General features: G+C 46.3%; 11 protein-coding genes. 6 read left to right on the top strand and 5 right to left on the bottom strand.

The window, feature by feature from the left end; genetic code table 11:
- Positions 1-109: 109 nt before the first annotated feature.
- A complete protein-coding gene (locus tag ACFPOF_RS21810) occupies positions 110-2,095 on the top strand; it encodes a sensor histidine kinase (protein WP_378136583.1) in 1,986 nt (661 codons plus the stop codon).
- 14 nt (positions 2,096-2,109) lie between these two features.
- Here ACFPOF_RS21810 and ACFPOF_RS21805 read toward each other — a convergent pair whose 3' ends face one another.
- Positions 2,110-2,802 carry a response regulator transcription factor gene (locus ACFPOF_RS21805; protein WP_378136581.1) on the bottom strand — a complete coding sequence of 231 codons (693 nt, stop codon included), beginning with the start codon at positions 2,800-2,802 and terminating at the stop codon, positions 2,110-2,112.
- A 499-nt stretch (positions 2,803-3,301) separates the two neighbouring features.
- Positions 3,302-4,765, bottom strand: coding sequence for a DHA2 family efflux MFS transporter permease subunit (locus ACFPOF_RS21800; RefSeq protein WP_378136579.1), 1,464 nt, complete (start codon positions 4,763-4,765; stop codon positions 3,302-3,304).
- A gap of 163 nt (positions 4,766-4,928) precedes the next feature.
- On the opposite strand from ACFPOF_RS21800, the gene ACFPOF_RS21795 reads away from it, so the two are divergent.
- On the top strand, positions 4,929-5,642 hold the full coding sequence (locus ACFPOF_RS21795) for a TetR/AcrR family transcriptional regulator (protein WP_378136577.1): 714 nt from the start codon (positions 4,929-4,931) through the stop codon (positions 5,640-5,642).
- 107 nt (positions 5,643-5,749) lie between these two features.
- Here the strand turns inward: ACFPOF_RS21795 and ACFPOF_RS21790 are convergent, their stop codons facing one another.
- Entirely contained in the window at positions 5,750-6,568 is an 819-nt protein-coding gene (locus ACFPOF_RS21790; RefSeq protein WP_378136575.1) for a polysaccharide deacetylase family protein, read from the bottom strand.
- 449 nt (positions 6,569-7,017) lie between these two features.
- Between ACFPOF_RS21790 and ACFPOF_RS21785 the strand changes: the two genes are divergently transcribed.
- Together ACFPOF_RS21785 and ACFPOF_RS21780 are read left to right on the top strand one after the other, a co-directional pair.
- Positions 7,018-8,502, top strand: coding sequence for an Lsa family ABC-F type ribosomal protection protein (locus tag ACFPOF_RS21785; protein ID WP_378136573.1), 1,485 nt, complete (start codon positions 7,018-7,020; stop codon positions 8,500-8,502).
- A 176-nt stretch (positions 8,503-8,678) separates the two neighbouring features.
- Complete coding sequence (locus ACFPOF_RS21780) at positions 8,679-9,710, top strand: Cfr family 23S rRNA (adenine(2503)-C(8))-methyltransferase (protein WP_378136571.1); 1,032 nt, start codon at positions 8,679-8,681, stop codon at positions 9,708-9,710.
- A 75-nt stretch (positions 9,711-9,785) separates the two neighbouring features.
- On the opposite strand, the gene ACFPOF_RS21775 is transcribed toward ACFPOF_RS21780, so the two are convergent.
- Entirely contained in the window at positions 9,786-10,205 is a 420-nt protein-coding gene (locus ACFPOF_RS21775) for a cupin domain-containing protein (protein WP_378136569.1), read from the bottom strand.
- Between the two features lie 142 nt (positions 10,206-10,347).
- On the opposite strand from ACFPOF_RS21775, the gene ACFPOF_RS21770 reads away from it, so the two are divergent.
- Positions 10,348-10,761 (top strand): winged helix-turn-helix transcriptional regulator, encoded by a 414-nt coding sequence (locus ACFPOF_RS21770; protein WP_378136567.1) that lies wholly within the window; start codon positions 10,348-10,350, stop codon positions 10,759-10,761.
- Positions 10,762-11,149: 388 nt separating this feature from the next.
- Positions 11,150-11,764: a GNAT family N-acetyltransferase gene (locus tag ACFPOF_RS21765; protein ID WP_378136565.1), complete on the top strand. Its 615-nt coding sequence runs from the start codon at positions 11,150-11,152 to the stop codon at positions 11,762-11,764.
- Here the strand turns inward: ACFPOF_RS21765 and ACFPOF_RS21760 are convergent.
- Positions 11,751-11,957: a helix-turn-helix transcriptional regulator gene (locus tag ACFPOF_RS21760; protein ID WP_378136563.1), complete on the bottom strand. Its 207-nt coding sequence runs from the start codon at positions 11,955-11,957 to the stop codon at positions 11,751-11,753. The two genes, ACFPOF_RS21765 and ACFPOF_RS21760, sit on opposite strands and share 14 nt — an antisense overlap.
- Positions 11,958-12,104: the final 147 nt, after the last annotated feature.

The following is a 12,104-nucleotide window of genomic DNA, read 5'->3' as shown; positions in this document are numbered from 1 at the left end:
GCCAAATTAAAGGGGAAAGTAGGTCCAATGAAGAATTATGTCTATCGAGAATTCGTGAAGTGAACGGCGAATGGAAATTCGATGATCGATATTGACCAGGGTGGTTGTCATGCGGAGCATATACGGTTTCCTGCTCATCTATTTATTTAGTGTTTTCTGTGTCGCTCCTGCTGCAAATGCAGAGGGGACGAGCGGGGGTTCTGGCCTTACATTGGTCGATGGCAAGCTCAATTACTCGATTAACGCACACATGGACGTTCTGGAAGATCCAAGTCGGCAATGGTCGCTTAAGGACATCCAATCGCCAGATGTGCAGGAGAAATTTCAACCAGCTGAGGGGAAATCCTCCTTCGGGTATAAATCGTCAGCTTATTGGGTGCGGGTGACCGTCCGAAACGAATCTTCCAACGCCAAGTGGGAGCTGAGCCTGTACAATTCTCTTGTCGATAGTATGAAAGTGTATGCATCCGGCGAAGCGGTTCCGATCAATCGCCATTATCCAACTTATAAGCTGAACCTTCCACAGGGACAGACTTCCACGTTCTATATTCGCTGCGAAGCATCCGGTTCAATGCTTCTTCCGCTTAGACTGACAGAGCCGTCTGCCGTATACGGCAATGTGTATGGGCAATTGCTGATGCATGGTCTATATTTCGGAGCGGTCCTTATCATTGTCATTTTCTTGCTGGCGCTATACTGGCACGTTCGCAATGTTGCCTATGTATACTACCCTCTTAGCCTTCTCAGCTTCGCCGTAGGGTTGTTCATCTGGAACGGACTTTCTCTGCCGATATTTGGAACGGATCATTGGACAGGACAAACGACCGCTACATTTTTCTGGGAGAGGCCTTCTGCCGTTTATGATCTTTCTTATACGTTGGGGCGTTGGTTCGGCGTTTTGTTCCTATACAGATTGTTGCTTCCCGCGAAAAAAGCACTTATGACCGAGCTCCTATGCCAGTTGATGATCACACTTTGTCCGATTGTTTGCTTAGGCATTATCTTTTTTTATCCATTCGGCATGGCGCAATTTGTATTTTGGTTCAAGTATGTGACTTTAGTTTTGGCCATGGCTTGCGTCATTGAATGCGCGTGGAAAGGGAACCGTATCGCGCAGGTGGTAGCTCTCATTAGAATACCGCAAGTCATCATGACTGTTGCGCCTAAAGCATTGCTTTTATACGGTCTGTTTCCCGACAATTTGTTTACCCGCTTTGCCCCGCAGCTCGGTGTGATCGTCGAATCCATTTTCATGGCGTTTATCCTGTTTGGTCTTATGGCTCAAATGCGCAAAAATGAGGAGCTTGCCCAAAACAAGCTGGTGCATACTTTATCGGAGTGGAACGCCACGTTGGAGAAGAAGGTCGCAGAGCAAACGGTGAGCTTGCAGCGGGCAAACGAGGAGCTTGTCGTAGCGGAAGTGTCGCGAACGAACTTGCTTCAAAACATCGCCCATGATATTCGTTCGCCGCTGTCGATTGTTCAAGGCGGTATTCAGGCGCTTAAGATCAAGATTGCAGAAAGCCCGGAGCAGCAGGTCTTGCTGTTGGACAAGGTGCACAATAAGGTGCATGATGTTAACCGATTTATCGATGACTTATTCGCTTTAAGCCAATTCGAAGGTGTGAAGAGCCCCCGTACTTTGGAGATGGTCATGTTCGGGGATTGGATCGAAGATATATTTAAGGAAATGGAGGCGGATATTCGATACTCCGGGCATAACTGCGAGCTCGTTATTTCGTCTGCTCTTGCCGATGCAGATGTGCGCATGGACCCTCATTTGATTAAAAGGGTGATCGTTAATTTAGTCAACAATGCATGTAAATTTACCCCCGCAGGAGGCACGATCACGCTTCAAGCATTGCTATGTGAGCAGTCCGTCAAAGTAACTGTGGGGGACACCGGTACTGGCATAGGCGAGGAACAGCTCAAGTATATATTCGTTCGACATTATCGGGAAGGTGAAGCTCAGGGCAGAGGATTAGGCCTCGCAATTGCCAAGGAAATCGTTGAGCGGCATGGTGGACAAATTGGGGTAGACAGCGCGCGTGAGCAAGGCAGTCAATTTTATTTTACATTGCCGATTATTCAATAAAAGGTTAACCAAAGCTACAAGTTCGGATCGAATTTGTAGCCGAAACCCCTCACCGTGTGGATGTATTTGGGATTCATCGGATCGGCTTCGATCTTTTTGCGCAGCTTGTAAATATGTACTTTAATGAGTTCAGACGAGTAGCCGGATAAATCGTTCCAAATTAATTCATAAAGCTGTCTTGGGTGATACACCCGCTGCTGATTTTGCGCCAGAGTAAGCAGAAGATGCAGTTCCTTGGCCAGTAAAGTGACGGCTTGCCCGTTTGCTGTGACGTTTAGCCGCTCCAGGTCGATTTCAAGTCCAGGAAAAGAGAGCTTGCTGGATGGTTGCGGCGAAGTAAGCAGCATCCCCCAGCGTAGATGGGCTTTCACTCTTGCAATCAATTCCAAATGATCGAACGGCTTCGTGATATAATCGTCGCCCCCGGACTGGAGCGAATTCAGCTTGTCTTGTTGCTGGCTATTTCCCGTTAGAAATAAGATCGGACGCTGAAACAAGCTTCTTATGCTGCGGCATAATGTGATACCGTCCGTGTCCGGCATTTGAATATCCAGAAGAATAAGATCCGGATGATTGCTTTCCAACAAGGACAAGCATTGTTCGCCGTTAAAGGCCTGCAGCACATGGAAGCCCTCTGCCGATAAAAACATATGCAGCATTCTCTGGAAGTCATTATCGTCGTCTACAGTTAAAATCGTTACGGCCATTAATGTGGGGACTCCCTCTTCTCGACTGAAAATAAAGCTTTATTGATTATTTTATCATACATTGGGTATTCCGCGGATTCTAACGGTTGCCATCGCCGTTAAATCGCGGATTTTTGGTCATTTGTGACTCTAACGGTTGTAGTTGCGGCTTTTTCATTGTTTTGATGCGATACGAGGAGATGTGCACCAAATAACGACGCTCACAACCGTTAGAAAATCAATGCTCTGTTTTTGACTGATTAACGGCTGTGCCAACCGTTAGATTTTCAAGCGGAGAGCGCTTCGGTGGAAGTTTGGATGCAAATCATGTTACATTGCTTGTACTAATGGAACTGGTGTGACGGTGGGGAAAATTCACAGTATGCCGACGAAGGGGAGAGTGGAACTTCTTCATGCCAAAACAGGGAGCCCGCGGAATCATCAACGATTCCGCGGGCTCTTGTAGCATCCGGGTTAATAAATCGATTTCTCGGACTGTGTGATCCTTCCATCTAGGTAATCAAGATAGTTCGGCAACCATAGCAGGAGCTTCTGTACGAGCGGCAACGTTGCGTTTAAGCGTTGCCGCCAAAAGCACGCTGACTGCCGCAAGCACCGCAAGCAAAACATAAGCATTATGATAAGCGTGCGTCATGGCGTTAGGCATTGCTGTTTTACCTTGGCTTACATAATGGCCGGTACGGCTCACAATGAAAGTCGTAAGTCCGGCGACGGCGAAAGAAGTCACAACCTGCTGTGCCGCGCTAGTCAGAGATGTAACTCGACCGACAAGTTCTCTTGGCGCGTTTTGAATCAGATGGGTGTTCAAGGCGAGGAACGACAGGCCCATCCCTAAACCGATCAAGGCACGAGGAACGAGGAACATCCAAGGACTGTTGCCCGGGTCGATGAAGGAGAGAAGATAAGCCCCGATTCCCGCAAACACTAATCCGGTCATGACGAGAGGCCTTGCGCCGATTCGGTCGTACAAACGGCCGCCGATCGGCATTGCGATGCCCGCTGCAATCGCATGCGGCAATGTCCATAAGCCGGCTTCGAGAGCGCTCATTCCCATTAATTGTTGCATGAAATAAGGTACGGCAAATACAATTCCGAACATCGTGAACTGCAAAGCCCATTGCAGGAGGATTCCTCGCGTGAATTGGGAAGAACGGAATACTCTCAATTCAAGTAAAGGTTCATTTTTGCGGGTCAGCTCGACAATAACAAACAAGATTAACGCGACTGCGCCAACAGAAAGACCGATGATCGTATTCGCGGAATGCCAGCTTGTGCTTCCCTCGCTAATGCCGTAAGAAAGGCCGCCGAAGGCAAGAGGCGCGAGCGCCATGCCGAGCAAATCGAGCGGAGCCGAAGCTTTCTTCGCCAAATTCGGAAGCGCCGAAATACACATGAATACTGCAATGATGCCAATCGGAACATTAATAAGGAATATCCACTGCCAATTGACGTAGTCGATCAAATAACCGGAAACAATCGGACCGAGAGCCGGTGCAAGCAGAACGGGAATGCCCATCATGCCCATGATGCGGCCGACTTTATCGGGAGGGCTGATGCGATATGTCATCGAGAAGGCAATCGGCATCACCATGCCTCCGCCAAGGCCTTGTAAAACCCGGTAAAAGATAAGCTGCTCGGCGGAGCCGGCAAGTGCGCATAAGATCGACCCAAGCGTGAACAAAATGATGGAAATAATAAATATGCGTTTAGCGCCAAAACGGTCCGACATCCAGCCGGAAAGCGGGATAACCGCCGCTTGTGCAAGCGCATATCCGGTAACCGTCCATTGAATGACGTTTAACGTGCTGTTGAAGTCTTTGGCGAGCACGGGAATGGCGACATTGACGGCCGTCGTGTCCAGAATAACCATGAACATGCCGATAATTAATGCGACCAACGGAGCTAATAACGATCGCATGGACAAAGGTTGTTCGGAGCTAAGTGACTCGGAATTCGTAGTCATTGATGGTCTCCTCCATATTTTGTATCGAATTTGATAAGAGTAATTTAGCATAGCATCCATACAAAGTAAACAAAAAACACTAAAAAAGTTTAATTCGTAAAAACAGTGTGAAATGAATGTCATTTGCGTTATACTCGTTTATAAAGGCAGGAGGCGAGGGAGTATGGTGGATTGCGAAGAGTTCGACGAAGCAGAAGCCAAGAAGCAAACAATCAAACTAAAACATATTTTTAAAATATTCCCTTATGTTCAAAAGCAAGGCTTCAATTCGTTGAAAATGGATGATGCCGCTAAATGTATGGATATAAGCAAAGCAACAATGTATAAATATTTTTCTTCTAAAGATGAAATCATTGAGGCATTGGTTCTCCAGGCCATTGACTATATCGATCAACTGGTGCTGGAGGAAGCGCCTCCCAAATTAACGGCACAATCGGAACCTACGCATAAGGAATTGTTGCTTTACGGCGAAACATTCAACACGACTTTTAAAATAGCGATAAAGCTGGCTTATTATTTAAGCGATGCCTTTCTTGACGATCTAAACAACGCTTATCCGGAATTAGCGGCCCAGCTTGCTGAAGGGGTGGAGCGTTGCCGGAAAAAGCTGATTTCCTATTTTGACAGCGGCATGGAGCTCGGCGTTTTTCGTCGGCTGAATTCCAGAATCCTGCTTATCCAACTGGACGTCGTATTAAGAGAATTGCTGGATCCCAAGCTCCTCATGTTGCACAATATGACATTAAAACAAGCCTTGCTCGATTTCTATCAAGCGGTAAAGCACCAGGTCTTTCATGAACAATGGATCCATGAAGATCAGCCTGGGATTGAACCGTTTATCCATGAGTTCATTTTGAAGAAGTTCTCCAATGAATAAATCCACGTTATTCTTCTAAGGTCAAACTAAAACCCACGCCATTTTGGTGTGGGTTTTAGTTTGGACGGACTAAGCCGGACTAAGCCTGTAAATATTAGGTTAGCCAGTCAATTGGCCAATAGTGGATAATCGGATAGAAGGACGAATCGGAACCCGGCTTTCTCCAAGTCGGGTATCGCTTTGATGACGCCTTCCGCCGTTTCTTTTTCCGGATGGTTCATATGGCAGAGAACGATTGAACCGCTTTTCGCTTTCATCAACGCCTTATAAACTTGTTTTTTATTATAAGTTGCGCCGGCGTCACCAAGTATGTTGTAATTCACGGCTTTTAAACCGAGATCGTGTACGATGCGCACGGCTATATCATCGTAATAGGCCGTTCCGGAGCGGAAGAACAGCGGTTTGCGACCGGTCAATTTCGCAATTTTATTCTCGTTTAGACTGATTTCGTCGACAACTTGGGAAGCATCTTTCGTTCCGCGGATGCCATAGGCGGCTTTGCCAGTGACCGAAAGCGGACGATGCTCGTATCCGTGATTCTCGATTTCGAACAAAGGATTTTGCGCCAGATCCATAAATGTCTTTGGGTTAGCGTCGATCCACCGCGCATTCACGAACAAGGTAGCGGGAATATGTTCTTGAACGAGAAAGTCGATCAGTTTTTTATCGTAGCCGTTTCCATGGGGGCCTCCGCAAGCGTCGAAGGTCAGGGCGATGACTTTGTCTTTTGTATCGAGGTGGGTCATGACACCGGCGATTTTGTCTCCCCATTGTTTCGGTTTCATATGTTCGTAGCGATCGACGAGCGCTTGCCTGTCCCCATTCGCGGCAAGGGGCGAGCTTGCAACTGCTTCGTGCGAAAGCGGGAGCGCCGCTGTCAAGGAAATGGCTAGTATCCCCGGGATCAATAGGATTCGAATGATCATTGCAAGCCTCAACGAATTCGCTCCTTCCAGATAAAGCGTGAAACCGTCTTCTTCTAGATTACTATGCGGGTGTTTCCGATGCAACAATGCCCGAGGCTTAAGATGACTTCATCCCGGGATTTAGTACAAATAAATGCGCGATTCCGGGACATGATGTCCCGAATTAGTCCGATGGATGTTGAATTGTCGAAGCGGGTATGTTAAGATCGTGCATACACTTAACGATTGGAGTTGAAGAGGATAATGTAATATTTCTTGCCGCTTTTTGAAGAATAAAACAGAGTTTGTTTTATTTTTCATGGCAAGAAAGTTACCTTATTCTTTTCACTCAGAAAATATACCCGTACCATACCCTTCACTAGGTTGGATATGCCGTGTTTTTTTGAGCTACAAGAAAGGTAACTTTCTTGTAGCTCTTTTTATTTTGAAAAAAAGGAGACTGACCACACATGTCATTGATCAAGGTATCGAACCTAAGGTTTGCTTATGACGGCAGTTACGATAACATCTTTGAGAATGTAAGCTTTCAAATCGATACCGACTGGAAATTGGGCTTTACGGGGAGAAATGGCCGGGGCAAGACCACGTTCCTCAATCTGCTGCTCGGGAAGTACGAATACAGCGGAACGATTTCGTCCAACGTCAGCTGCGAGTATTTCCCATTCCACGTTGAACACAAAGAGAACAACACCGTCGACATCGTCGCCGACATTTATTCGGATTATGAGTACTGGCGGCTTCAACGCGAACTTTCGCTGCTGAAGGTGTCGGAAGACGTGTTGTACAGACCGTTCGAATCGTTGTCCAACGGAGAACAAACGAAAGTGCTGCTGGCGGCTTTGTTTTTGAAGGAAAACAGTTTCTTGCTCATTGACGAGCCGACGAACCATCTGGATCTGCATGCTCGGAAGCTGGTCAGCGATTACTTGAAGGGCAAGAGCGGGTTTATATTGGTGTCGCACGACCGGGCGTTTCTCGACAACTGCGTGGACCACGTTCTTTCGATCAACAAGACGAAAATCGAAATTCAGAAAGGAAACTTTTCCGACTGGTGTGAGAACAAACAACGACAGGATAACTTTGAGATGGCCGAGAACGACAAGCTGAGAAAGGACATCAAGCGGCTATCCGATGCGGCCAAGCGGACGAGTAATTGGTCGCACGAAGTGGAAAAAACAAAAAACGGCACCCGCAACTCCGGTTCCAAGGTCGATAAAGGGTACATCGGTCACAAAGCCGCCAAAATGATGAAGAGGTCCAAGTCGATCGAGCAAAGGCAACAATCCGCGATCGAGGAAAGATCCCATTTGCTTAACAACGTCGAAAGCTCGGAAAGCCTGAAAATATCCCAATTGGTATATCACAAACAACAATTAGTCGAGCTCGACCGCGTTTCGATTCATTACGGCGAGAAAGAGGTTTGCCGCGATGTTGGCTTTACTATCGAGCAAGGGGACCGCATTGCGCTCTCCGGTCCGAACGGCTCAGGCAAATCCAGCTTGCTCAAATTGATTTACGGCGAGGAAATTCCATTTGCCGGGACGCTTCGAAGAGGAAGCCAGTTGAAAATATCATACGTTTCGCAGGACACATCGCACTTGCGGGGCAATTTGTCTGAATTCGCCAAAAGCAGCGGGATTGACGAAAGCTTGTTCAAAGCGATTTTACGGAAACTCGATTTTTCGCGCTTGCAATTCGAAAAGGACATCGCTTCTTATAGCGGTGGTCAGAAGAAGAAGGTGCTGATCGCGAAAAGCCTTTGCGAGCGGGTTCATTTGCATGTTTGGGACGAACCGCTCAATTTTGTCGACGTCATTTCCCGGATGCAAATCGAAGAGCTGCTTCTGGAGCATTCTCCGACCATTCTATTTGTGGAGCATGACAGCGAGTTTTGCAAGCATATCGCGACAAAGATTGTGGAATTGAAGGACTAATCATTCTTGAAAGGGTGAAAACGATGACGATTGAGGTAGTAGATGATTACGTGAACCGGTTTCTGTTAGGCGAAGCGGTTCACATAATAACAAATCGGTTGCCGGAGGTTTACCAATCCATCGACAGGTGCACGTAGCGATCCGACTGTAAACTTCTCCGGCGGTAAGGAGAAGACATGAGAATAACCTCAAAATATGAAACCATTCGGCGAATGTTGTCCGAATTGAAGCAGCCAGAGTATCGGTATGCTCAGATGATGGACGCGATTTTCAAGCAAAACGTCGGCGAATACGAACGGATGACCATACTTCCCAAATCTTTGCGCGACGAGTTGAGCCGGCTGCTTGGTCCGAACGTCTGCAGCATCGTTCCGGTAAAGGAACTCACATCGAAACAGGTCAGCAAGGTGCTGTTTGCCATTGAGGGTGGCGAACGAGTGGAGGCTGTACGTCTTACCTATGAGCGAGGGTGGAAATCGTATTGTATTTCCACGCAGTGCGGCTGCGGATTCGGGTGCAAGTTTTGCGCCACCGGTACGATCGGCCTGAAACGAAATCTGACCGCCGACGAAATAACGGACCAATTGCTGTACTTTCGCTTGAACGGCCACGCCTTGGACAGCGTCTCATTCATGGGCATGGGGGAGGCGCTCGCTAACCCGTATATTTTTGATGCAATGACGATATTGACCGACCCGCATCTCTTTGGTTTAGGACATCGACGAATTACGATTTCGACCATTGGCCTGTTGCCGGGGATCGACAAGCTAACACGTGAATTTCCGCAGGTCAATCTAACTTTCTCGCTGCATTCGCCGTTCGACGATCAGCGAAGTGAACTGATGCCGATCAACGACCGATTCCCGATCCGTGACGTGCTAAAGGCGTTGGATCAACACATCCGGCTTACGGGGAGAAAGGTATATATTGCGTATATTCTTCTTCGTGGAGTTAATGACACAACAGAACATGCGGAAGCGGTTGCCGAGTTGTTAAGGGGAAGGGGACCTGTGGATCATCTCTACCACGTTAACTTGATTCCGTTTAATTCGACCGAAGTTACGCCAGACAGCTATCGGCAATCTGACCTTGATCGGATTAAAGCGTTTGTTCGAATCTTGAAGTCAAAAGGGATCGGCATCACAGTCCGAACTCAATTCGGATCGGACATTAACGCGGCATGCGGCCAGCTTTACCGCTCTGAATAATTTGCGGGTTAGCGACTGGAAAGAGAAACGGCTGCACCATTAAGCGGGCAGCCGTTTCTTCGGCGTCGCGAGACCCTATTCCTGCCAAGTCACCGGTTTATCAAGTATAACGCCATCCGTCATTACCCATTGTTTGAGACTGCCTGCCTGGACTTGAACGATGATGAAAAACAAATCTCCGGTACCGTTATTGCGAAGCGTGCGCTCACCTTCAGGAGAAACACGAATAACCGTTCCTTCCTTTACATCGAAAATCTGTCCATCCACCTGAAATTGCCCTTGGCCTCCAGTGAAAAGATATAATTCCTCATTCTCGCGATGAGTGTGATAGAACGGAATAGAGCCTCCCTCCGGCAGTTGGTTCAGTGAAACTTCCATGCCGGTTAGTCCAAGCTTGTCCTTCAGAAAGTATTTTCCTGGGATCGGATCCTTCGACGTACTCAATAGATTGTTAAAAGGACCTGCTTCCACAACGCTGAAATGATTACCATTCATTTGTGAACTTCCTTTCGGTTTGGGTTTAGTACTGGCACACGGATAATTAGTCTGAATGTAATGTACAACAAGTATAATTTATGTACTTGCAATTTGCAATTACGAACTTGTGAAATGCAAGTATGGATTGTATAATCAAGTCATGAAAAAGCGAACATCTTCGGTTTGTCCAATTGTATATGCGCTAGATATCTGGGGCGATCCTTGGAGTTTGATCATCCTGCGTGACGTCCTCATTCACAACAAGAGATATTATCGCGAGTTTCTTGCTTCGCGTGAGCGTATCTCAACTAATATTTTGAGCGCGAGGCTTCAAGCACTCGTTGAAGCAGGCATGCTCGTCAGAATAGAAGGCGATACAAACCGCGCACAGACCATGTACCGTCCAACACAGAAAACCCTTGATCTGTTTCCCGCGGTATTTGCCATTATGCACTGGGGCCTTAAATACAACCCTAATACCGATATGAGTATACCGATCATGCAGGAACTGAAAAGAGATGAAAGAGGACTGGAACAGCGTCTATTGCGGAATTTCGACGATGTTACTCATTAATCGAACAACGGCAGTTGTATATACGGAGCCAGGAATTATTTTTACCGCCATAATATCTGCGTTTGGGCGAAAATTCAGGAAGCCGAAAACATCAGAACCGCAGAAAGAAATCACAAAAAATCACATCATATGATGTGATTTATTTTGTAATAAATGATTCTGAATCATCTTTTATATGTTTTGTTAGTCCATTCTTGCGCTATGATAAAAAAACTACGACGGCACAATTCACAAACAAGCGAAAGCCCCTGCGGGAGAGAATAGCGTTACGGGATCACCCTATCAACTGCTCAGGAGCCTGCATATCGGACTTTTGTTAGTCAATTGTGCCGTCGTAGAACAAAAACACCGACGTTTAGTAATGGCAATTATGCTACTAAAGGAGTCAATGATGAGTAATAACATCCATTCTACTGGGCGAGAAAAAGTTTTCATTATTGATTGTAAACATATTATTTTAAGAGAGTTTATAACTGCTGATTTAGACAGTTTTCATTCTTTAACCTGGCAATCTGAAATTAATGAATTTTTACCGGGTTGGAATGTATCTAAAGAGCAGCGGGAAGATTGGTTTCTAAATTACGAGATACCAGAAAATAAGCAGTTTCTTAATACGGTTACAACTGACGGGAATATCGGTGAACTCCGTCTTCGATTGGGAATTATTTTAAAGGAATCGGGAGAGTTTATCGGTTGGTGTTGCACGGGAATAAAGGACGAATTGCCGCCTCCTAATCGAGAGATCATGTTTGCAATATCAAAAGATCATCGAAGTCAGGGGTATACGACTCAAGCGGCTCAAGGGTTAATCAAGTATTTGTTCGAGAACACGAACGTCGAAGTGCTCAATGCAATTGCTCTTTTACGCAACATACCGTCAAATAGAGTCATACAAAAATGCGGTTTCGAATTTCAAAATAGGATTGAGTTAGATGGCGAGAAGTATAATTATTACAGGCTGAGTAAAGGCTCGTGGAAAAGCACCGCATTTATTTCAAAGTAAACAATTCCTCAACCGGAAGACCAAAAACTCTTGCCATCTTAATGGCTAACACTGTACTCGGTATGAACTTGCCGTTTTCAATTGTGTTGACGGTCTTCCTGGTGACCCCAATCAAATCTGCTAACTGTTCTTGTGTCAAATTCATTTTGGCTCGTTGAACTTTTATCATATTCTCTAGAACATCCTCACTCATCGTCGAGAACCCTCCAACTGCGTTACTTGTAACCTATAGTACTCATAATATCACCTTTATGTTACAGAGAAAAGGTGTGGTTTTTGAATCACATCCTTAAACAGCTTGCAGTGCAGGCTGTTCTTTTTGCTGTTAAATGAGAAAATG

Source organism: Cohnella soli (assembly GCF_042655525.1).
In the GTDB taxonomy this organism is placed as follows: domain Bacteria; phylum Bacillota; class Bacilli; order Paenibacillales; family Paenibacillaceae; genus Cohnella; species Cohnella soli.
The sequence above is the reverse complement of the archived record's forward strand: the minus strand, read 5'-3'. Positions and strand labels throughout refer to the sequence as shown.